The organism is Bacillus sp. FSL W8-1202, assembly GCF_038006165.1.
Lineage (GTDB): Bacteria > Bacillota > Bacilli > Bacillales > Bacillaceae > Bacillus > Bacillus subtilis.
Window position 1 is genome coordinate 2,988,753 of record NZ_JBBOUR010000001.1, and the last position, 23,361, is coordinate 3,012,113.

A 23,361-nucleotide genomic window follows, 5' to 3' on the forward strand; every position below is an offset into this window, starting at 1 on the left:
GACAATCATGAGAAAGATTTTTACAATGAGTTCGTGCTCATAAGAAGTGGAGAGCCAAAATGATGCGAAGGAGGAAAAGATCAGATATGAAACGGTCAATCTCTATTTTTATTACGTGTTTATTGATTACGTTATTGACAATGGGCGGCATGATGGCTTCGCCGGCATCAGCAGCAGGGACAAAAACGCCAGTAGCCAAGAATGGCCAGCTTAGCATAAAAGGTACACAGCTCGTTAACCGAGACGGTAAAGCGGTACAGCTGAAGGGGATCAGTTCACACGGATTGCAATGGTATGGAGAATATGTCAATAAAGACAGCTTAAAATGGCTGAGGGACGATTGGGGTATCACCGTTTTCCGTGCAGCGATGTATACGGCAGATGGCGGTTATATTGACAACCCGTCCGTGAAAAATAAAGTAAAAGAAGCGGTTGAAGCGGCAAAAGAGCTTGGGATATATGTCATCATTGACTGGCATATCTTAAATGACGGTAATCCAAACCAAAATAAAGAGAAGGCAAAAGAATTCTTCAAGGAAATGTCAAGTCTTTACGGTAACACGCCAAACGTCATTTATGAAATTGCAAACGAACCAAACGGTGATGTGAACTGGAAGCGTGATATTAAACCATATGCGGAAGAAGTGATTTCCGTTATCCGCAAAAATGATCCAGACAACATCATCATTGTCGGAACCGGTACATGGAGCCAGGATGTAAATGATGCTGCCGATGACCAGCTAAAAGATGCAAACGTTATGTACGCACTTCATTTTTATGCCGGCACACACGGCCAATTTTTACGGGATAAAGCAAACTATGCACTCAGCAAAGGAGCACCTGTTTTTGTGACAGAATGGGGAACAAGCGACGCGTCTGGAAATGGCGGTGTATTCCTTGATCAATCGAGGGAATGGCTGAAATATCTCGACAGCAAGACCATCAGCTGGGTGAACTGGAATCTTTCTGATAAGCAGGAATCATCCTCAGCTTTAAAGCCGGGGGCATCTAAAACAGGCGGCTGGCGGTTGTCAGATTTATCTGCTTCAGGAACATTCGTTAGAGAAAACATTCTCGGCACCAAAGATTCGACGAGGGATATTCCTGAAACGCCTGCAAAAGATAAACCCACACAGGAAAACGGTATTTCTGTAAAATACAGAGCAGGGGATGGGAGTATGAACAGCAACCAAATCCGTCCGCAGCTTCAAATAAAAAATAACGGCAATACCACGGTTGATTTAAAAGATGTCACTGCCCGTTACTGGTATAAAGCGAAAAACAAAGGCCAAAACGTTGACTGTGACTACGCGCAGATTGGATGCGGCAATGTGACACACAAGTTTGTGACGTTGCATAAACCAAAGCAAGGTGCGGATACCTATCTGGAACTTGGATTTAAAAACGGAACGCTGGCACCGGGAGCAAGCACAGGGAATATTCAGCTTCGTCTTTACAATGATGACTGGAGCAATTATGCACAAAGCGGCGATTATTCCTTTTTCAAATCAAATACGTTTAAAACAACGAAAAAAATCACATTATATGATCAAGGAAAACTGATTTGGGGAACAGAACCAAATTAGTTAAGCTTTTTTTGGCGGACATCAGTAACGATGTCCGTTTTCATCATCTAATAGGAGGTTTGCGTTGTGGATGAAATACTGAAACAGTATATGGTGCTGTACAAAAAAATGAGTAATATGATAAATGGTCCGGACTATCCAGGTAAGGAAAAAGACATCCAGCATCAAAAAGATCAGATCGAAGTTTACGAAAAACAGCTGCAGCAAGGTTTTTCTACAGATTATGACTATGATGTGTTTGCTGATTCTGTTATCAAATGCGCATATGGCGATATGACGCTTTTTTTGATTTGTCATTCAGCAGTAAAATATCAAATTTTCAATTTCTGTCTCACTAACTTAAGTATACTTTGATATTGAGACAGGAATTTATTTATTTTACTTACTTCCTAGAATATATATTATGTAAACTAGAAAGGATGAAGATTAAAGCTTTGCTGTTTTTATGTACATCCTTTCTTCTTCCTTCCTGTAATTCAGCAACAAAATAAAAAAGCGATTTCCCAATCGGAAAATCGCCAATTCAGACACTCTATTATTTATGTGTGTCTTTGTGCTCTTAACGATTTACAACAAATGTTGTTACGCTTTGAGCTGGAAGATGGGCCCAAAAATGATTGCCTGATACAGTGAGATTCGTTCCAGGTTGTAGATTGCTGCTGCTGCTCGTGATCCATCTAGATACGTTTGAAGCAGATCCATTCTGCAAAACAAAGTTTTGGTTGACCCCTGTGTTACTTTTATTGATAGCAACAATAACGACCTTGTTGTCACCTTTATAGGCTGACACGTAAACGTTCGCATTAGGGTTTTTCGTTGCATCAATCCTTACATAGCCGGGACGCACAAACTTTGAGAAATGAGCCATATTGTAGCCGCGTTTGCTGATCGTGCCGTCTTCTTTCATAGGACCGTATGATCTTCGGATGTACCACCAAACATAAGCTTGAAAATCTCCCTCTACCATCGAACTGTGAATATGATGTGAAACATCCAATGCCTCAGGCCATCGATCCGCCGAGTTGTTATCACTGTTCGGATAGTATACTTCCGTCATCCAAAGATCCTTCCCTGCTCCTTTTTGTTTGAAAAGAGGATAAGGGAATTGGCTGACCTGAGTGCCGTACAGGTGAGTTCCGAGAATATCCATATTGGCAAGAGCCTGCGGATCGTTCAAAATCGGGTCCGACAAATTCTTCAAGTATTGAAATGACTCAGGCGCAATGACGCGGGCATTGATCGATCCGGCGTTTTCTCTCATAAAGCGAAGTATTTCTTGCGGCGTCCACCACGTCCACTCGTGAGCGTAATCAGGCTCGTTTTGGACCGAAATCGCGTAAAGATTCACACCATTATTCTTCATGAAGGTAACAAAATCGTTAAGATGCTGCGTACTTGTTGTATTTCAGCCGTTTAGCCGATGTGTCACCATTACGATTAAAGGTCTCAACCATATCACTTGGAGGATTCCAAGGAGAAGCAAAAACAATTGCTCCATGTTTGACCGCACTCTTTGCAGTCTCCACCTCTTTATACCAATTATTTCGATTTTCATCTACATGAATTCTTAAGATTGAAAATCCTAACTGGTTCTGTCCATTGCCAAAAGCCATTTCTCTTTGAGCTGCTGTAAGATCCCCAGCCCAAGCGGGATGATTCATCCCTCCAAAACCGCGAATCACTTGTTTCTCTGCAGATACATTAACTGTTACATCACTTGCTGCCAAAACTTCAGTAGCGCCTGGCCCTAACATGACTGACAGCATAGTGAAACATACTAATAGTACACAAATTGTTTTTTTTATGCGTGGAATCATTTATTCCTCTCCTTCGTCATGTGTCTTTTACGGTATTAAAAAATCTGCATGGCATATCCATAATGGCGGGCTGTTCCGGTGATGGCCCGTACTTCACCCTCCTCGTTTTTAAGCGGTCCCATTACGAGTCCTATCTTTGCGTAAACTGCCAGTAATCAAAATTAAACAAGTTTCCTGTACCTGTTCCGGTAAATACAAAGAATACTTTGTGCACACCGGTTGCCCCGCTTACTTCAGTTTCTATTTTTCTCCACGTTTGCGCTCCACCTGTGGAAGGTACATTCAGAGTTCCAACAAGCTTACCATCAGCACTGTCGAGGCGCACTTCTATTTTTCCGCCTAAAGTGGATGCTACATTTGCTTTAAATGACCTGGCACCGCCCGCTCCGAAGTCTGCATTTCCTACAGCAATCCAGTCTCCATTTTGAATGCTTGTTACATGCTGATTATTTACTGGCCCGCCGGGTGCTGTGGACTTCTCTGTCAAAATGCGTCCATTCCAAGCAAACGTTTCAGCTTCTACCCGGTTATAAGGATTCAAATTGGAAAGCTGTGTTACACCTGCATAATTTGCTGCTACCTCTTGGATGGATCCATCTGGGTTATGCACCAGCTTATTAATATGGGGAGAACGGTATCCTTTGCCGGCCCCGAACAGAGCGGAACTGACAGTTTGCGCGTGGTACACCACATACCACTCGTTTTTAAAATTGAAAACAGCATGATGGTTGTTTCCGCCACCTCCGAAAAATGCACCCGGATTTTTCAGGAAATGCCCTCTATATGTAAAGGGACCCATGGGATTTGAACTGGTCATGTAGCCGATCTCACCCGGGGGTTTATCGGCCGGGTGCGTGCCGCCGAAATTAATGCAATAGGAGTAATAATATGTTCCGTTATACTTGTGCAATCCCGAATCTTCAAACATGAAAGGCGCATCAATTGTAGATGCACTTCCAACAACACTCGTCATATCAGGCCCCAATTTTATGACTCTAGCCGTTTTAGGATTGGCCCATTGTCCCTGCGTTGGATTTGAACCGCCAGGAACGCCTCCCCCGGCATACAGGTAACCGGTGCCGTCATCATCTACAAATACTGCCGGATCAAAAAGCCATACAACACCAGACTTTCCTGGCGTACTTGGCGTTACGAGCGGTTTTCCGATTGGATCGGTCCATGGACCAATCGGGCTGTCTGCGGTGAGAACCCCGATACCTCCGCCGCTGTTTGCGAAATAAAGGAAGAATTTATCCTTGCCATTGATTTTTTTTACTGCGATTGACGGTGCCCATGACGCCCCTGCCCATTTTGCTATCCCGCGGCCACCATTAGCTCCATTGGCACCTGCTACTGGAATGGCTCCGTGGTCTGTCCAGTTCACCATATCCGCTGAAGAAATGACGAATACTTTATTCAAATTGGCAAATGAATTATCTTTAATCGTTCCGTTGCTATTATATTCATAGTCATCACTTGACATATAAATATAGACTCTCCCGTTATAGGTCAGCGCAATCGGATCTGCGCCCAAATGATGGTCGATAAGCGGGTTTGAATTCCCTACATGTTTTGCAATTGTACTACTGGTGGCAGCATACGCAGACTTTCCAGATAAACAGCTCAATAGTAAAGCAAAAACAAATAAACATACGCTACACTTTTTCCTCATCACTTCACATCCTCCTTTTTCCTTAAAATGGGGGATTTTCTTTTGGAATTTGATAACAACAGGTCACGAAGATTGCACGCATAAAGTAGCCGGAAGCTGTTTAGCAATGTTCCCCCAGTTCTTGTTCTGAAAGCTCATCTTCATGTGTCTCCATTCTCTCCTTTCTTCGAGGAGATCGCACCACTCCTTCAAAATTGTTCAAAAAAACTTCCCCATTCCTAGCGACCATTGTCCAGAAAATAAAAAGACAGGATTGTTCATGGCCTCCCACTAATCACATTGAACGGAGATTACATCATTATCCAATATATCCCTTTATCTAACATCCTACATCATTAAAAAAATTGTGTATAGAAACTTTTGGAGGAGTTAGTGTTCGATTCTACAAAGGAACTGGATACATTTATTCATTGATAAGATGGGGCTAACACTCCGTTTATATTTGTATGTTTTCAGACACAAAAAACAGCCGTTCAATGCGGCTGTTTTTTTCAAGTGTATAAGAATTATTGAGCGGTATACCCGCTTTTTCATGTTTTGTTCATATTTTATTAATTGTTTATTCAACACTGTCCGCTATAGTAATCCATACAACAAATATGACTGCCACTCGCATCTTTTATGAAGGGAGGTCCGTTACGCTGAAAGAAAAAATAAAGACCTTAGGCCGTTTTTGCACCGTAGGCGTCGGCAATACGCTGATAGATTTTGGTGTCTTCTTTCTTCTTACCGCTTGTCATGTCTCTTATCTGCCGGCGCAGATCTGCTCCTATACTGCAGGTATCGTCAACAGCTATGTGTGGAACCGGAATTGGACGTTTTGTGTGAAACGTAAGGCTGACGGGAAAGAGATCGTGCGTTTTCTCATGATTAATATTGCCGCGTCGGGGATCACCTTTTTGCTGCTTTATTTGTTTCAAAATTGCGGCTGCTCGCTTTTGGTGAGTAAGCTCGCCGCCACTATCGGCGGAATGATGATGAATTTTATCGGAAACCGAATCTGGGTATTTGGAGATTCGCTGAAAACATACAGGATCAGGAGTGAGGATGAATGAGAAAAAAAGTGAGAAAAGCGGTTATTCCCGCAGCGGGTTTAGGAACGAGATTTCTGCCGGCGACAAAGGCGCAGCCTAAAGAAATGCTCCCAATCGTCGACAAACCAGCAATCCAATATATTGTAGAAGAGGCCGCAGAGTCAGGAATTGAAGATATACTGATTATTACAGGGAGAAACAAACGCTCGATTGAAGATCATTTTGATCGGTCGGCGGAATTGGAATTCAATCTCCGGGAAAAAGGCAAGACGGAGACACTTAAGGAAATGCAGCAGATTGCCGATTTGGCCAACATTCATTACATCCGCCAGAAAGAACCGCTCGGATTAGGCCATGCGGTGCTGTGTGCGGAGCATTTTATCGGAGATGAGCCTTTTGCCGTTCTCTTAGGTGATGATATTATGGTGTCTGAAACACCGGCTCTTCGGCAATTAATGGATGTATATGACGTTTATGGCACAGAGGTTGTCGGTGTACAGTCAGTTCTCCCTGAGGATGTCAGCAAATATGGTATTATAAATACATCAGGGTCTCAAGGGCATGTATACGAAGTGAACGATTTAGTGGAAAAGCCTTCTCCTGAAGAAGCGCCTTCGGAAATCGCAGTGATGGGACGTTATGTGCTGAATTCTTCGATCTTCTCCGTTTTGAAGACAATTGGCAGAGGCGCGGGCAACGAAATTCAGCTGACAGATGCGCTTCGTGAGGTTTGCCGTAAGGAGCCGATCCATGCCCGGCTGCTGGAAGGAAATCGATATGACATTGGCGATAAGCTAGGCTGTTTTAAAGCGAGCACCGAAATCGGCTTAATGCGTCCCGAAATGAGATCTCAGCTTTTGGCCTATTTAGAAGATGTGATCAAACGGGAAACGAAAGAAATGCTGCGGTAAAAAAATTGTAACCATCTTGCTCGTCAATCAGTCATATAATAGTGAAAAAGATTAGGACAGGTTGTGAAGAATGTGGGCAGTTTGATAAGCGAAATTTTAACATGGCTGACGAACATGGGATATGCGGGTATTGCGATTGGGTTAATGATTGAAATCATTCCGAGTGAGATTGTATTAGCTTATGGCGGCTATATGGTATCGGAGGGCACGATTGGATTTATTGGCGCAATTATTGCGGGTGTTATCGGGGGCACCATTGCCCAGATCTTTATTTACTGGATCGGCCGCTATGGCGGCAGGCCATTTCTGGACAAATACGGGAAGTATTTATTGATTAAAAAGCATCATATCGACATGTCGGAAAACTGGTTTCAGAAATACGGCGCCGGAGTTGTCTTCTCGGCTCGTTTTATACCGGTTGTCAGACATGCCATATCCATTCCGGCAGGTATTGCCAGAATGCCTTTTCTCAAATTTGTGGTACTGACTGTGCTTGCTATCATTCCATGGTCTATTCTGTTTGTTTATTTAGGCATACAGCTAGGAAGCCAGTGGGATGATGTTGAGAATATAGCAGGCACTTATACAACACCGATTATGATATTGGCTGTTGTCGTGATAGCCCTTTATTTTGTGATTAAGAAACGTACAGCCATATTTAAACGATAGCTAGCAGATATGCATAGGGGTGACTGACGCTCCCCTATGCATATTTTTTTACTTCCGATGTTGATTTGCCAGCTTCAGATTCTCCGCTAAAAATGCGACAAACACTTCATCCCGCACGAGCGATGCGGCATAATTTCTCTTAATAAACCATTCTGCCTCTTCAAACGCTGCGAATGTTTCGTCTTGGGTTTCTCCGTTAATTTGAATATTCCATTCGTTGTCTAAAGGGAAAAGAAAAAATCTCATTTGTGCGCGATTTTCATATAATGATCCATTCGCAGATCCCTTTAGATTATAGATGTTACGGAAGGCATCCGGCCGTACAGGATCAATACGGAAAGCTTCAGCTACAAACAACTCGTATACTTCATCGGTTATTGAACAGCCGGACGCTTTTGCATGCCCTCCGCCGCCATATCGGCCGGCGATTTCTGACACATCGATGTAATCATGAATGGTGCGGAGACTGACTCGTTTTGACCCCATGCTCAAAATCGCTATGTAATCGAGGTGCGGATTATCTTTCCCTAGCCTGTTCCCCAGCTCTGAATGGTACGATTCAGCGTGAACGATGCCTACACAGTGTTCGTGAACAAAGGTTTGTACCATTTCCCTTTTCTTTCTGCGGAGGTAGCGCTCGATTTTTTCGTCTTCTAAATCAAGCAGTTTTTCTTCAAAATCATCGAAGAAAAATTCGTCATGCGCGGAAAGGCGCTGGATCATTTTTGCTTCAAATTCATCGATTGACAGCAAAAAGAAAAGATCATTAAGCCGCTTCGCCTGTTTTTGATCGTACCGCTCCCACTCCCATGTATCGTATTGGCGGACGAGCTCTGTGAATTGATCTAAGGCATTTGTCGGTTTCATGAAGCCATTTTCAACGAGATAACCATATAAAAGCGATGTCGCGGATGTGAGCCTTCCATCATCGTATTCCACCTGGACAAATCCCCATTCATGCTCATTCAAATGAAGGGCTGTTTTATGATGGTCTATGAGCTTCACTTTGCCCCCTGCATGAACATACTCATTCAATCTCTCTTCGTTTTCTTCATTGACGGCGAGATCGGTGATGAATAACGCATCCTGTCTGTTGCTCTCCTTCGCTTTTTCTAAAAAGTACTGCACCTGTGCGTTTAAACCGTTGACAGAGTTATACCGGACCTCTACGTCTTTTCCGAACGCCAATTTTGCTACGATTCCGCACCCTACTCCGTCCAAGTCGTTATGTGAATATAAATGATACATAATGTAGGCCCCTTTTTATGATAAACTGACAATTGCCGCTAGAGGTGCGGCAGCCTTTATTTACTATTCTAAAAAACCAAGCGTTTTATGCAAAGGTAATTAGTTGACATAATGTTGTTATTGTAAATATATAAAGGAGCGCTTTTTTTGCGCTCCTAAGTTCTTGCTTTTACACTGGATAAACCGGATGCTTTCGATTGGTAAATGTCATTTCCTTTGTCATGTATGCCTTGAGCCGTTTGGCCAGCTCATCACGCAGCGAATTGGCTGGGATAACAGCATCAATGATCATTTCTGAAGCCAGACGGTAGATATTGATGTCCTCTTTGTATTCCTCCCGTTTGCTGCTGATAAATGCGGCTCTCTCTTCTTCTGGCAGCTCGGCGATTTTTTTAGCGTAGACAGCGTTTACAGCTGCCTCAGGGCCCATGACGGCGATTTGGGCGGTTGGGAGCGCTAGACAGCAATCCGGTTCAAATGCCGGCCCTGCCATTGCATACAACCCCGCCCCGTAAGCTTTTCGGACAATGACAGAGAGTTTTGGAACAGTTGCCTCCGACATTGCAGAAATCATTTTTGCTCCGTGTCTGATAATCCCAGCCTGTTCTACTTTTGTGCCAATCATAAAACCGGGGATATCCGCTAAGAACAGCAATGGGATATGAAAAGCGTCACATAAGGTAATAAACTTAGCCGCTTTGTCTGCTGAATCGTGGAATAAGACGCCTCCTTTTACCTTCGGCTGGTTTGCAACAATGCCGACAGGCTGTCCGTGGATTCGTGCGAGGCCCGTCAATAATTCCGGTGCAAATAAGGCTTTGATCTCAAAAAATGAGTCTTCATCTATGACCCGCTCAATCAGCTCATGCATATCAAAAGGCGCGTTTTGATTTTGCGGAATGACGTCGGCAAGCGGGGTGTCGAAGTGTTTTGGCGGGCGTTTCTCATGAATGGGCGCTTTTTCTTGAAAATTTGCCGGAAAGTAAGACAAATAAGCCCGCGCCAGCTGTATGGCTTCTTCTTCAGTTTCTGCAAGAATATCTCCGCAGCCGGAGATTGAGCAATGCATACGGGCGCCACCCATTTCTTCGAGAGACACTTTTTCTCCAATAACCATTTCCGCCATCCTTGGCGAGCCTAAATACATGGAGGCGTTACCGTCTACCATAACGACGATATCACAGAAGGCCGGAATATAAGCGCCTCCTGCCGCAGATGGTCCGAAAAGCAGACAGATTTGCGGAATGCGTCCCGATAATTTGACTTGATTGTAAAAAATTCTTCCTGCACCGCGTCTCCCTGGAAAGACATTGATTTGGTCGGTAATTCGGGCGCCTGCCGAATCGACTAAATAAATGAGCGGACAGTTTAATTTTTCGGCGGTTTCTTGAATTCTGATGATTTTTTCAACTGTTTTTGCTCCCCATGACCCCGCTTTCACTGTTGAATCATTCGCCATGACGCAAACAGTTTGGCCGCCGATTTTGCCGATAGCGGTTACAACTCCGTCAGCGGGAAGCCCGTCTGACATACATTCCGCAAAAAAAGCGTCTTCTAGCTCAATGTCATCGTCAAAGAGAAGGGAAAGCCGCTCTCTGACAAAGAGCTTGCCTTTTTCCCGATTGCTTTGATGATACTTTTCCGCTCCGCCTTTTCGAATCCGTTCAGCCCGTTCTGTTCGTTCCTTTTCATAATCCATGAGCATTGCCTCCCTTTTATATTCCCTTGTATACGGCCCGTCTTTTTTCTTGAAAGGCCTGAAGCCCTTCTCTCCTGTCTTTTGTCGGGATGGTTTGTTCATACGCTTTTTGTTCAATCGCAAGACCTGTAGCGAGATCTGTCTCCAATCCTTTATTGATTGCAAATTTAGCCTGACGGACAGCGATCGGCCCGTTGGCAGAAATGGCTGCGGCCAGTTCCTCTGCTTTTGGCATAAGGTCATAAGGAGCCGTGACATGCTCTACAAGGCCGATTTCTTTTGCTTCGTGTGCGGTCACGCGTCTGCCTGTATAAATGAATTCTTTTGCTTTTCCTCTGCCAATCAGCCGGGGCAGCCTTTGGGTCCCTCCAGCGCCCGGGATAATAGCTAACCCTGTTTCCGGAAGTCCCAGCACAGCTGATTCAGTTGCGATTCGAAGGTCGCATGCCAATGCCAATTCTAGTCCGCCGCCTAATGCGCTTCCATTTATCGCAGCTATGACCGGCTGAGGCAAGGCATCAAGTAAAGCCGCCGTTCTTTGAATGAGAGATACACTTTCCAGAACCTGATCTTCTTTCAGTTTTATCCGTTCCTTTAGGTCTGCCCCTGCACAAAACGCTTTTTCACCGGTGCCTGTGAGGATGACACAGCGGATGTTTGAGTTGAATTCAATTTCCTGAAGAATCATTTGCAGGTTTCTAAGCATTTCCGCTGAAAGAGCATTTGCTGCCTGAGGCCTGTTTAAGGTGATCAACGCAATATGTTCATTTGTAACAGTAAAAAGAATAGAGTCTCCCATTGTATGCGTCCTCCCTTTTATCAAGATGATTTAAACACCTGTAAATTTCTGCTCGGCAGCGGTTTGCCCATTTTTTCTTCTATCCATTTGGCCGCAGATAGCAGTTTTTCTAGCTTTACATTTGTTTTGATATCCATCTGTTCAAGCATGTACACGATATCCTCAGTTGCGGCGTTTCCTGATGAACCTGGCGCATATGGGCATCCCCCAAGCCCGCCTGCCGAGCCGTCGAACACCGTTATGCCCATTTGGAGTGCTGTGACCATGTTGGCCAGAGCGGTTCCTCTCGTATCATGAAAATGCAGGGCAATTTGATTAGCCGGGAATCGTGCCAAAAGAGCTTCAAGTACAGTTTCCACTTGGGCGGGATTAGCCGCTCCAATCGTATCTCCAAGCGACAGTTCAGAAATTCCAAATTCAAATAGAGCTTCTGAAAGGCGAATGACTTGTTCAATGGGGACATCTTTTTCGTACGGACAGCCGAATACAGTCGAGAGGTAGGCTCTTGTTGTGAGGTTTGCTTTTTGTGCGTCGTTGTTTACTTGTTTGAGTATATGAAGGGACTCAGAAGTGGATTTATTGATGTTTTTTCTGTTGTGCGTCTCGCTGGCGGACATAAAAACGCAAGCTTCGTCAATGCCTCCTTCAAGCGCATTCTCCAGTCCTCTTTGATTCGGGACAAGTGCCGCGTACGTTACCCCTTTTTCACGGTTGATGCCCTTTGCTACGTCGATAGCATCTCGAAGCGCCGGAATCCATTTCGGGTGAACGAAGGATGTGATTTCAATATACGAAAGCCCTGTCCGGGAAAGCTGGTTGATCCAGGTTATTTTATCCTCTGTTGCGATCCATACGGGCTCGTTTTGTAAGCCGTCACGCGGGCCGACTTCTTTGATTGTCACTTTTTTAGGATATGACATGGTCTTCCTCCAAATTATTGAGTGGAATCGCTCAGTTCGAGCAGTACGTCTCCTTCATTTACAAAGTCGCCTTCATTTTTTTTGACTTCTTTTACGATTCCGCTTCTATCTGCAACGATCGGGATTTCCATTTTCATCGATTCCAAAATGGCTACCTCCTGGCCCTTTTCGATTTGGTCGCCGGCTTTGACGTGGACTTTCCACAGGTTTCCTGCCATTTGTATGCTAACCGTCATGACAACTGCCTCCTTTATAGGTGTTGTTTCAAAAAGTCAGTCGTGACATCCCCTTCTTTAAATGCCTTTGTTGCCGCAGCCTGTATGAGAAGCGGAAGATTTGTTTTGATTCCCTCTACACGATAGTCGCGAAGCGCTGTCTCTAGTTTTTCAATTGCTTCTGTTCTGGTTTGGCCTTTGACAATCATCTTAGCGATCATCGGGTCATAAAAAGGGGTAACGGTGCTGTCTTTTGCTACCGCACATTCGTGTCTGACTCCTTTTTGGTCAGGAAGTGAAAACGCAGTGATCGTACCTGGTGACGGGAAGAAGGTCTTGGGATCTTCCGCGTATATTCGAACCTCTATTGCATGCCCGTTCCGTTGGATGTCTTTTTGGGAGAATGTGAGTGTATGGCCCGCAGCAATCCGCAGCTGCTGCTCAACTAAGTCCAGGCCTGTTATTTCTTCAGTCACGGGGTGTTCAACTTGCAGTCTCGTATTCATTTCGAGGAAATAAAAATTTTGCTTCTGGTCAACTATAAATTCGATGGTGCCTGCGTTCGTATAGCCGATTGCCTTCGCTGCTTTTACCGCTGTTTGCCCGATCTTCATTCTTAGTTCATCGTCTACAAATGGAGACGGTGCTTCTTCAATGACTTTTTGGTGGCGCCTCTGAACAGAGCAATCACGTTCAAACAGATGTACTGTATGGCCGTGTTGATCGGCCAAAAGCTGAACCTCGATGTGACGCGCATGTTCAATAACTTTTTCTATATACATCGACCCGTCACCGAAAAAATCTGCTGCGCGTTTTTTGTTTCCCTCGTACGCTTTTTTTAATGCTTCTTCATCTTCAACACGCTGCATTCCGATGCCCCCTCCGCCCGCTGAAGCTTTCAGCATGACAGGATAGCCGATTTGACTTGCGGTGCGGCAGGCTGCCTCTATATCTCCGAGGGATTCAGAAACGCCTGGCACCACAGGGACTCCTGCAGCCTCCATTGCTTTTCGCGCTTCAATTTTGCTGCCCATCTTTGCGATGATATCAGGGGAAGGTCCGATAAACACGATGTTTTCTTGCTTGCAGCGTTCAGCGAATCGGCTGTTTTCTGATAACAATCCATATCCCGGGTGGATCGCGTCGGCATTTGCTTTTTTCGCCGTCTTTATGATTCTCTCTATATTTAAATAACTTTCACTGACTCTCGATTCCCCGATCAAATAAGCCTCTGTAGCGGCTTTTGTATGGGGCGCGTCCTTGTCTGCTTCTGAATAAACCGCGACCGTTTTAATGCCGAGACGGCTGCATGTTCGGATAATTCTCATTGCAATTTCACCGCGGTTGGCGATCAGTACTTTTGTAAACATGATTTCACCTCATTGACTTGATGATAGGTTGAACATTTCAATCGTTTTTTCTCGCAGTTTATATTTTTGAATTTTGCCTGAGGCCGTCATCGGATAGTCATCCGTAAAAATAACATAACGCGGAATTTTGTGGCGGGCGATTTTCCCTTTGCAATAGGCTTTAAGCTCATCAGGTGAAACGCTTTTACCGCCTTTCAGTTTAATCCAGGCTGCAGCTTCCTCCCCGAATTTGGCGTCAGGAACACCAACGACCTGTACATCTAAAACAGCGGGATGCCGGTATAAAAATTCTTCAATTTCCCGTGGATAAATGTTCTCGCCGCCTCTGATGAGCATATCTTTTAATCTTCCGGTGATGCGGCAGTATCCGTCTTCATCCATGACAGCAAGATCTCCGGTAAACAGCCATCCGTCATGATTGATTGCTTTTCTGGTCGCATCTTTGTCTTTATAATAGCCTTTCATGACGTGATAGCCACGGGTGCACAGTTCTCCCTGCATGCCTCTTTGAACTTCTTGACATGTCCCAGGTTCTACAATTTTCACCTCAGTATGTGGCAGGACGCGGCCGGTTGTTTCGACTCTTCTTATGAAGGAATCATTTGCTCTCGTTTGTGTAATGACTGGCGAGGCTTCGGTTTGTCCATAGGCGATCGTAATGTCTTTCATGCCCATCCTTTCAATCACAGCTTTCATCACTTCACTTGGACAGGGAGAGCCGGCCATGATTCCTGTTCGGAGCGTCGATAGATCATATGCATCAAAATCCGGATGATGCAGCTCGGCGATAAACATGGTAGGCACACCATGGAGCGCTGTGCATTTCTCTTTTTCTACCGTTTTAAGGACGGTAACGGGATCAAATTCTTGCACGGGTATCATGGCTGCCCCGACGGATACACATGCCAAAACCCCAAGCACGCATCCAAAGCAGTGAAAAAACGGAACAGGGATGCACATGCGGTCTTGAGAAGTTAAAACCATACATTCAGCGATATTGGCAGCGTTATTAATGACATTAAAATGGGTCAGCATCACGCCTTTTGGAAACCCTGTCGTTCCTGATGTGTATTGCATATTAATCACATCGTCTTTATCCAGGCTGTTCATTCTCTCTTCAAGCTCAGCATCTGTCACTGTTTTCGCCAATATCTCTGTATCGTCCCAATGATACATGCCAGCCAACCGTTTATTGCCAATATAGATCAGCGTTTTTAAAAAGGGATAGCGTTCAGATTTCAGTTGGCCGGGCTTTGCTTCTTGCAGTTCTGGAATTAAACTGTTTACGATGTCTGGATAAGAAGTGCCCCTGTATGAATCCATGATAATAAGCGCGGCGGCATCCGATTGCTTTAACAAGTAGTCCAGCTCGTGTGCTTGATAATTGGTATTGACGGTTACGAGCACGGCTCCGATCTTCGCAGTTGCGAACTGGATGGCAAGCCATTCAGGGATATTAGAAGCCCATATGGCGACGTGGTCTCCTTTTCCAATCCCCATCCGCATAAGGCCTTTAGCGGTTTGACGGCACAGACTGTCAAATTGAGCGTACGTATAACGGATATTTCGGTCTGGATACACAACAGCGTCTCGATCGGGATACGCATCAGCTGTTTGTTCCAGCAGCCTGCCGATTGTGGAATGGATGAGTTCAGCCAATCATTGTTCCTCCTTTCTTAATGATGGGAAAGCGTTTACATTTTTATTTTAAAAGCTGTCTGGCGATCACGAGACGCTGAATTTCAGATGTGCCTTCACCGATTTCCATTAATTTTGCGTCCCGCAGCATCCGTTCCACCCCATACTCTTTCATATAGCCTGAACCTCCATGGATTTGAATGGCTTGATTGCAAGCTCTAGTCGCCGTTTCAGATGCGAACAGCTTGGCGTACGCCGCTTCTTTTGTGAACGGGCGGTTATGGTCTTTCAGCCAGGCGGCTTTTAACACCATTTGCCGTGCCAGATCAATTTCCATCGCCATGTCAGCAAGCTTAAATTGAATCGCTTGGAAGGAAGAAATCGGCTGTCCAAATTGCTTCCGTTCTTTCGCATATGCCAATGATGCGTCAAGTGCCGCCTGGGCAATGCCAACCGCAAGAGCAGCAATGGAGATTCGCCCGCCGTCCAGCGTATATAGAAATTGTTTAAATCCTTTTGTTGGATCGCCGAGTAAGTTGCCCGCAGGCACTCTTACATCCTCAAGCAAAATTTCTGCTGTATTCGAACCGCGGACGCCCATTTTATCGTACGGGCTCGTAATCGTGAGTCCTGGTGTGTCAGTTGGCACAATCAATGCGGAGATGATGTTTTTTCCGTCTTTGTTTTTGCCTGTTACCGCGGTCACAATAACTGTCCGTGCGTAGCTTGCATTTGTAATCCAGCACTTTTCGCCGTTGATTACATACTCGTCACCATTTGAAATCGCTTTTGTTTGAGTGCCTCCTGCATCTGAGCCGGCATTTGGTTCCGTCAGGCCGAATGATCCGAGTGCTGTGCCTGAAGCCAGCGGCGTCAAATGCATCCGTTTTTGTTCTTCTGTTCCGAAGTAGTAAAGAGGGCTTGCGCCTAGCGAGACCGCTGCAGCATAGCTTAATCCAGTACTGCCGCAGGCTTTGCCGACTTCTTCAACCGCTAAGGCATATGAAATCGTATCACCGCCAGATCCGCCGTATTCTTCTGGAAATGGAATACCCATCAGACCGAGTTCACCCATTTTTTCAAATGTTTGCATCGGGAACTCGCCTGTTTGATCTACATGTTCAGCGTGAGGAGCAATTTCTTTTTTCGCAAAATCTTTTACCATTTCACGCACCATTTGTTGTTCTTTTGTCAGCTCAAAATTCACATCGTTTCCTCCTTCACATCTTTGTAACATCCTATTAGGCGAGTTCTATAATCATTCCCTGACAAGAAAAGTCTGAAAATTAAAACTGAATCATTTTTTATGTGATAATTTCAGCGGAATGAGCAAATACATGCAGTAGGCGCATACCATCCATATCGCAAACGCAATAACTTGGCCCTTTGATAAAGCCGGGAAGATGAGGGAGATTCCAAAGGGAAATCGTATCAATCAATAAACCGACCGCTGATCCCCATATACCTAGCTTGATCACCGCGAACTGTGATTGATCGAGTTTTTGATAGAGAAAGAACACAAGGCATAAAACAAGAGCGGTGCCCGCTTCCAAGAGAAGAAAGTTCGTCAAAAAGGCTTCTTCAGCCGGATCAGTCAACACAGCATCTTCGAACAGCACAAAAAATAATGTGGCACCTAACCAGACTAGAAATGAAAACGTAAAACACGTCCTGTACGTGTTTCTCTTCGATTTTATTTAGTACTAATTTCTCAGATTCCAATAATGGAAAATGTCCAAACACCGCCTCCAATATTTATGTGAATCTCACCTTTGTTTTTTAAAAAAATACAGCGATTTACCATCGTTTCCTGTCTCCAAAATCACTAAAAAAGACGACTTAGAAAGCCGTCCTTCTCATTTCTTATTTTGTTGTTCGTTTGGAAGCCTTGCTTTCGTTATGAAGCCGGTCTGCTGAAGTGACATAATACGTATATTTCTTGTTAGGATCTGCCGTGTTATCTAAGAAGGTTTGCTGCTCATGTGTTTTTCTTTGCGTTGCCAGCAATGTTTTCTGCTTTTTCCCTTCGGCACTGTATATCGCATAATAGGCTGTTTCTTTCGTTTTTTGATTTGATGGGTGATCTTTAATCTGCAGAAGATTGCCGTTTTTGTCTTTAGTGACTTTCGTAAGCTTCGGTTTTTTTGGGGCGGTATTGTCAAGCCAAGGCATTTGCGGAACCAGTGCCGGCTTGCTGTAAAGATCGGTGCTGAACCTGTCTTTGATGCCAAGCGGATTTTTGTTGAGGTCCTTGAGGCTGAAATGCATGCTTCCTTTCACCAGTTCAAGCTGGCGGTTCAAAGTGATTTGCCGCACATATTCCTCAGGATCGGACCAAGGCGGATCAAAATTGTTATTGATTTTATATGCTGCCTGGCCAATATATAAGTGAACAGGCCTATTTTTGACTTCATTGCTCCACCAATCAGCCAGCACGTCGTAAGCCGCTGCGTTAAAGCCGATACTCCAATAAATTTGCGGAGCAATATAATCGATGTCGCCTTCTTGGATCCAATGTCTTGTGTCTGCATATAGATCGTCATAATTTCTGACGCCTGCTTTTGTATTCGATCCGGTCGGGTCATCTGCGGCGTTTCTCCATACTCCAAAGGGACTGATGCCGAATTTGACATACGGTTTTGCAGCTTTAATTGTTTGGTTGATTTGTTTGACAAGCTGGTTCACATTGTCACGCCGCCAGTCATCGATATTAGAAAAAGCGCCTTTTCCGTATTGTTCATACTGTGCTTGATCAGGAAATTCCTGTCCCGCTATTTTATAAGGGTAAAAATAATCATCCATATGAACAGCATCTATATCATAATGTTTTACGACTTCTTCAATGCCTTTGACGATAAAATCTCTCGCTTCTGGAATGCCTGGATGATAATACAGCTGGTTTCCGTAGGCGGCAACCCAATCTGGATGTTTTCTTGCCGGGTGACTCTCAGACAATTTATTAAGATCTGTATGATTCATTGTAATACGGTAAGGGTTAAACCACGCGTGAAATTCCAAATTTCGTTTATGGGTTTCTTCAATCATAAATGCAAGAGGATCATAGCCCGGGTCCTTCCCTTGGACACCGGTTAAGTATTCCGACCAAGGCCCGTAAGCTGACGGATAAAAGGCATCAGCCGTCGGTTTAATCTGAACAATAACGGCATTCATTCCCATTTTTTGCACATCGTTCAGCAGTTTGATATACTCCTGTTTTTGCTCTTTCACAGATAACCCTTTTTTGGACGGCCAATCAATATTTAATACGGAAGCAATCCATACGGCTCTCAGCTCCCTGTCTGACTGCGCATTGGCCATAAACGGAACGGAAATGACAAACGTTCCGATGATCAAGCTGACAAGGAAACGGACAATCGACTTTTGACAAACCTTCATTCTGTTTCTTCTCCCCCATTACATCACTTTCACTATTCGCTATTACGGTATTCCCGGGCTATAAAAGGGTGATTAACAGAATGTCTATCTCACTAAATAAACGAAAAAAGTCCTAAAGCATGTTGTGAGCCGCTTTTAGGACTTTTTATCATTCATCATGGTTTGCAGACTTTTTAACACATCAATAAGTTTTACGCTGACACCGACAGCCGTTTCAAGGATCGCTTGTGCTCCGGCAATGGCTAAAATAAAGATCAGCGGTATTGCAATACGAGGCACAAAAAGATAGCCAAGTCCGATCAAGATGGCACACCAAACACCGGCACACCAGTAGCAATTAAGCATGTATCCAAAGTTAGAAGCCGGCACGCTTTTTTCATATACATGCCCGTTTTGATCAACAATCCATTTCTTTTTCATAAAAGGTTTTCGGATAAATTCTGTGATTTTGTCAAATACAATCAAATGTGTCAGCCTGTAACTGGCTAGAATCAGCATGATAAACGTAAGAAAAGATAAATGATCCATGACAAGCCTCCAAGAAAAAGGATGATGTTATCATTCCCTAGTGTCATCGATCCATTCTTTGATACAAAAAGAAGCGGACAGAGAATGCCTCTGTCCGCGAATCCGCTCTATTGTTTGTGCGGGATTGCTTTATTTGAAGTGATCTTTTCTAAAATGTCGAGGATGATGTCAGCATTCTTTTCAGCATATGTTCCTTCCAGCATGTCTTTATGAGCGCCAAAACCCGTGTACTCACTGTAGTTTCCGCAGGCGCCTTCCCATTTCGTTAAGCCTGTATGCCCGCTTGTTTCGGGGTGGATTCCAGCTTCGATGAAATGAATGCTTGCTTTGATGTGCCCTTCATTCAGCAATTGTGCCCAATATGCCTCTTTTTTTCTTCATCACCTTTTCTCTGACTGCTTCAGGCAGATATGCTGCAGATTCGTCATTTCCGGTATCGATAGGCAAAGACTGTTCTTACTGTTCTTTTAGATAAGCGTCCACAATAATGAAGTCGCTGACTTCCAATCCTTTGCGCTCCATAGCCTGTGCCACTTCAAAAGCCAGGTTTCCGCCTGCAGAGTAGCCTAATAAAACGTATGGCCCCTCAGGCTGTATGTCCGTCATGCAATTAACATATTGTTCAATGCGGGTGTCTTGTTCAATAAAGTGAAACCCGTATACGGCTGCCTTCTCATTCAGCAATAAAGCAAGGTCTTTAAAATAAATGCCAAATCCCGATATCGGCGGGAAGCAGAAAAGATTTTGCGCGCCGTGCTGGTTCAGTTTGATCACATGCTGTTCATTTGCGTCTGTCAGCTGTTTAGAGTAAAGTGTTTCGGCAAGCTGAGCGATTGTCGGATGTTCGAATAACAAATCAATCGAAATATCAATTTGCTGCTGGTGCTTCAGTGTGTGTATGACCTGCAACGCTTTTAGTGAATGTCCGCCAAGTGCGAAGAAGTCATCATCAATATTGATTGTGTTGACACCGAGAACATGCTTCCAAATGTTCGCCAATTCTTCCTCAACCAAGTTTCTTGGCAGTGTGATGTCCTTCCGTTTGTCAGGCTTATTTTCTGGTATAGGAAGAGCGCTGCGGTCTATTTTTCCGTTTCCGGTAAGCGGCATCCGCTCCACACGCACCCAGTGCTGCGGGATCATATAGTCTGGGAGCACACGCGCCAAATCGGCACGTATCTCCTTTTCTGTTCGTTTGTCATCGCCGACGTAATGAGCGTACAGCTGTCCCTCTCCGTCAATTTCTCTCATTGTCACTGCCGCTTCCTGCACACCTTCCATTTCTAACAGGCGCGCTTCAATTTCAGCGGGCTCAATTCGTTTTCCGCGGATTTTCATTTGCCTGTCAATTCTGCTGATGTATTCTAAGTTTCCATTTTGTCAGGTCATCTCTGTTCAAATAGCCTTTAGCGACCCCATCACCGCCAACACAAAGCTCGCCGGGAACGCCTATTGGCAAAAGACGCCCTTTTGTATCTAAGATGTAAGCGGTGCTATTGCTGATTGGTTTTCCAATCGGAATCGGCCCCGCATAGTCTCTCTTCATTTCAAAAAAGGTTGAAAAAGTCGTGTTTTCCGTAGGCCCGTAAATATTATGAAGCGCGAGATCTGGACAGGCGTGTCTGACGGCATTCATCAGGGCAGGAGAGAGTGCTTCTCCTCCGACATATAACGTATGGAGTCCGCGAAACATGTCAGCTCGTACCTGTGCCAGCTGATTAAAAAGAGCTGTCGTTAAAAATAGCACTGTGATTTCATTTTCAAGCAAATACGCTCCAAACCGATCAAGGTGACAGCATTGTCGATTTATCAATGATATGAAGGCTTGCGCCATTTAAAAGTGCCCCGAACATTTCAAAGGTGACGGCGTCAAAGCTGATAGATCCAGTCATAATAAACCGGTCATCACCGGACGCAGACGTGTAATTGCTGTTTCTGACAAGGGACACGACATTGCGATTCGTGATCATGACCCCTTTCGGCCGGCCTGTTGATCCTGAGGTATACATGATATATGCAAGATCGTCTGGACTGGAGATGGTGTTGATAGGAAAATGGTTCTCTCCCATCAATGCCTGCGCATCTGCAATCATACATGTTCCTGAGAACGCAGCATTTTGCTCCAGCCCCTTTTGAACAATCAGTATTTTTGCCTGCGTTTCCTCAAGCATAAAGCTGACTCGTTCAGACGGAAGCTCCGCATCAAGCGGGAGGAATGCTCCCCCTGCTTTTAATACGGCAAGCACACTGATCATGAATTCGGGAGAAATATTCCGGCTGTCTCGTTTTTCCGAAATCCCTTTTGAATTAACTCTCTGGCGAGCGCATTAGAGCGTTTATCAAGCTCTTTATACGAAATAGACATATTGCCATACACGAGTGCGGTATGGTCTGGCGTCTTTTCTGCTTGTTCGCGAAATAAATCGATAATTGTATGATTCTTTGGATACTCCGTTTTTGTATTGTTGAACTGTGTGACCTTTTTCTGTTGCATAAAGAAAAGAAAAATCAGCAATTGGCATATGAGGGTGCTGTGCCGCTGTGCTAAGCGCTTGCGTAAATTGCCTCTTGATACAGCTGATCCAGGCAGCATCGTAAACGAATGCATTATAGCTGAACTTGATGACAAGCTCTTCGCCGGGAGCAACGACAAGATTAAAGTTATATCCTGATTGCTCGGATACTTGAACTTGATCGATTTGCAGCGGTGAATCGGTTTGATCAGCGGAATCGGCGATTTTCTGCTGTAACGGATAGTTTTCAAAGACGATAATGTGATCAATCAGTTCCTGTTTTAATGCGGTGTTTGCCTGAATATCAAATAAAGGCTGGCAGGTAAATGGCTCAGCTTCCAGCATTTCTTTCTGGCAGCGTATGAGCAGCTCGTGAAACGTTTCGTCTTGATGTGTTTTAATGCGAATCGGTATGGTATTGATAAACAACCCTATCATTTGCTCCACGCCCGGGATTTCTGACGGTCTTCCTGATACAACTGCGCCAAACACAACGTCGTCTGTGCGGTTATATTGCTGCAGCATCACACCCCAGACCGTCTGAATAAGGGTAGCGAGCGTGACGCCATGTTGTTTGGCAGTCTCTTTGAGCTTGTCTGTCAGTGGTTTATTTAATGAAAATATCAAATCTTCACGGTGATAACCTTCTTTTGTTTCTTTATCAGACACACGAGGCAGAGGTGATGGAGTGCTGTAGTTTTTTAAATAGGTATCCCAGTAGGCCGCTGCTTTTTCTTTGTCTCGGTTTGTCAGCCAGGAAATATAGGTGCTGTACGGACGGACAGGGTCTAATGAAAGCGGTTTTCCTGCATGAATCGATTGATAAATTTGCATAAATTCCTGCATAACAATACCTAGGCACCATCCGTCCATTAAAATGTGATGGTGACTCCAAAGACAGACATGCTCATCTTCAGCTGTTTTGAACAGAGAAATCCGCATCAGCATGTCTTTTTGCAGATCAAAGCCTTTTTGCTTGTCCTTCTCTTTAAAGCGTTCAATATACTCATTCTGGTCGTTTGTTGGCAGATGAGAAATGTCTTCGCTGTACAAATGGAATTCACGTTCTGTCATCACGACTTGCCGAGGTCCCGACAAATGCGGGACGTGCGGCAAAAACACGGTTCTGAAAATATCATGGCGGTCGATAATGGCTTGAATGCTGCGCTGAAACCATTTATAGCTGAGGCTTCCTTTAATGGTGAAGAGCGACTGCTCAACGTATGCCCCCTCCTCTTTACGGAGGAAGGAATGAAAGAGCATTCCCTCCTGCATGTGACTCAGAGGATAAATGTTCTTGATTTTTTTAATGTTATCCATAGTGTCTGCACCTTTCTTCACGGATT

General features: G+C 44.5%; 16 protein-coding genes and 4 pseudogenes. 5 read left to right on the forward strand and 15 right to left on the reverse strand.

Annotation, left to right across the window (positions count from 1 at the left end; translation table 11 throughout):
* The first annotated feature begins 86 nt into the window (after positions 1 to 86).
* Positions 87 to 1,586 carry an endo-1,4-beta-glucanase EglS gene (eglS, locus tag NSQ09_RS15620; protein WP_341031926.1) on the forward strand — a complete coding sequence of 500 codons (1,500 nt, stop codon included), beginning with the start codon at positions 87 to 89 and terminating at the stop codon, positions 1,584 to 1,586.
* A 66-nt stretch (positions 1,587 to 1,652) separates the two neighbouring features.
* Complete coding sequence (locus NSQ09_RS15625; protein WP_341031929.1) at positions 1,653 to 1,940, forward strand: YnfE family protein; 288 nt, start codon at positions 1,653 to 1,655, stop codon at positions 1,938 to 1,940.
* 205 nt (positions 1,941 to 2,145) lie between these two features.
* Here NSQ09_RS15625 and xynC read toward each other — a convergent pair.
* A pseudogene (xynC, locus tag NSQ09_RS15630) lies at positions 2,146 to 3,403 on the reverse strand (glucuronoarabinoxylan endo-1,4-beta-xylanase XynC).
* 130 nt (positions 3,404 to 3,533) lie between these two features.
* Positions 3,534 to 5,075, reverse strand: coding sequence for an alpha-L-arabinofuranosidase (xynD, locus tag NSQ09_RS15635; RefSeq protein ID WP_017696507.1), 1,542 nt, complete (start codon positions 5,073 to 5,075; stop codon positions 3,534 to 3,536).
* Positions 5,076 to 5,674: 599 nt separating this feature from the next.
* Here xynD and NSQ09_RS15640 point away from each other — a divergent pair.
* The 3 genes and pseudogenes from NSQ09_RS15640 to NSQ09_RS15650 all read left to right on the forward strand — a co-directional run bounded on the left by NSQ09_RS15640 (position 5,675) and on the right by NSQ09_RS15650 (position 7,689).
* Positions 5,675 to 6,120 (forward strand): annotated as a pseudogene (locus tag NSQ09_RS15640) (GtrA family protein).
* A gap of 6 nt (positions 6,121 to 6,126) precedes the next feature.
* Positions 6,127 to 7,020, forward strand: coding sequence for a UTP--glucose-1-phosphate uridylyltransferase GalU (gene galU, locus NSQ09_RS15645; protein ID WP_003245127.1), 894 nt, complete (start codon positions 6,127 to 6,129; stop codon positions 7,018 to 7,020).
* A gap of 72 nt (positions 7,021 to 7,092) precedes the next feature.
* Positions 7,093 to 7,689, forward strand: a complete 597-nt coding sequence (locus tag NSQ09_RS15650) for a DedA family protein (RefSeq protein WP_003231529.1) — start codon at positions 7,093 to 7,095, stop codon at positions 7,687 to 7,689.
* 48 nt (positions 7,690 to 7,737) lie between these two features.
* Here NSQ09_RS15650 and nrnB read toward each other — a convergent pair whose 3' ends face one another.
* The 13 genes and pseudogenes from nrnB to NSQ09_RS15715 form a co-directional block, all read right to left on the reverse strand.
* Positions 7,738 to 8,937 carry an oligoribonuclease NrnB gene (nrnB, locus tag NSQ09_RS15655; protein ID WP_017696504.1) on the reverse strand — a complete coding sequence of 400 codons (1,200 nt, stop codon included), beginning with the start codon at positions 8,935 to 8,937 and terminating at the stop codon, positions 7,738 to 7,740.
* Positions 8,938 to 9,106: 169 nt separating this feature from the next.
* Entirely contained in the window at positions 9,107 to 10,642 is a 1,536-nt protein-coding gene (locus NSQ09_RS15660; protein WP_080344200.1) for an acyl-CoA carboxylase subunit beta, read from the reverse strand.
* A 10-nt stretch (positions 10,643 to 10,652) separates the two neighbouring features.
* Positions 10,653 to 11,435, reverse strand: a complete 783-nt coding sequence (locus NSQ09_RS15665; RefSeq protein WP_129137662.1) for an enoyl-CoA hydratase — start codon at positions 11,433 to 11,435, stop codon at positions 10,653 to 10,655.
* 20 nt (positions 11,436 to 11,455) lie between these two features.
* On the reverse strand, positions 11,456 to 12,355 hold the full coding sequence (gene ldeG / locus NSQ09_RS15670; RefSeq protein ID WP_017696501.1) for a hydroxymethylglutaryl-CoA lyase: 900 nt from the start codon (positions 12,353 to 12,355) through the stop codon (positions 11,456 to 11,458).
* A 14-nt stretch (positions 12,356 to 12,369) separates the two neighbouring features.
* Positions 12,370 to 12,591: an acetyl-CoA carboxylase biotin carboxyl carrier protein subunit gene (locus NSQ09_RS15675; protein ID WP_014476962.1), complete on the reverse strand. Its 222-nt coding sequence runs from the start codon at positions 12,589 to 12,591 to the stop codon at positions 12,370 to 12,372.
* A gap of 14 nt (positions 12,592 to 12,605) precedes the next feature.
* The gene (locus NSQ09_RS15680; protein WP_129137663.1) at positions 12,606 to 13,940 is read right to left on the reverse strand and encodes an acetyl-CoA carboxylase biotin carboxylase subunit; all 1,335 of its coding nucleotides are present in this window, start codon (positions 13,938 to 13,940) and stop codon (positions 12,606 to 12,608) included.
* A 9-nt stretch (positions 13,941 to 13,949) separates the two neighbouring features.
* Positions 13,950 to 15,599: an AMP-binding protein gene (locus NSQ09_RS15685; protein WP_017696498.1), complete on the reverse strand. Its 1,650-nt coding sequence runs from the start codon at positions 15,597 to 15,599 to the stop codon at positions 13,950 to 13,952.
* Positions 15,600 to 15,642: 43 nt separating this feature from the next.
* Positions 15,643 to 16,785 (reverse strand): acyl-CoA dehydrogenase, encoded by a 1,143-nt coding sequence (locus NSQ09_RS15690; protein ID WP_017696497.1) that lies wholly within the window; start codon positions 16,783 to 16,785, stop codon positions 15,643 to 15,645.
* 90 nt (positions 16,786 to 16,875) lie between these two features.
* Positions 16,876 to 17,179 (reverse strand): annotated as a pseudogene (locus NSQ09_RS15695) (DUF5367 family protein).
* Positions 17,169 to 17,333, reverse strand: a complete 165-nt coding sequence (locus NSQ09_RS15700) for a hypothetical protein (protein ID WP_033880476.1) — start codon at positions 17,331 to 17,333, stop codon at positions 17,169 to 17,171. The pseudogene NSQ09_RS15695 and the gene NSQ09_RS15700 overlap by 11 nt, the downstream one beginning before the upstream one ends.
* A 108-nt stretch (positions 17,334 to 17,441) precedes the next feature.
* Complete coding sequence (locus NSQ09_RS15705; protein ID WP_341031938.1) at positions 17,442 to 18,974, reverse strand: glycoside hydrolase family 10 protein; 1,533 nt, start codon at positions 18,972 to 18,974, stop codon at positions 17,442 to 17,444.
* Between the two features lie 135 nt (positions 18,975 to 19,109).
* Positions 19,110 to 19,502 (reverse strand): DUF1360 domain-containing protein, encoded by a 393-nt coding sequence (locus tag NSQ09_RS15710; RefSeq protein WP_341031940.1) that lies wholly within the window; start codon positions 19,500 to 19,502, stop codon positions 19,110 to 19,112.
* A gap of 107 nt (positions 19,503 to 19,609) precedes the next feature.
* Positions 19,610 to 23,356, reverse strand: a pseudogene (locus NSQ09_RS15715) (non-ribosomal peptide synthetase).
* Between the last annotated feature and the right edge of the window lie 5 nt (positions 23,357 to 23,361).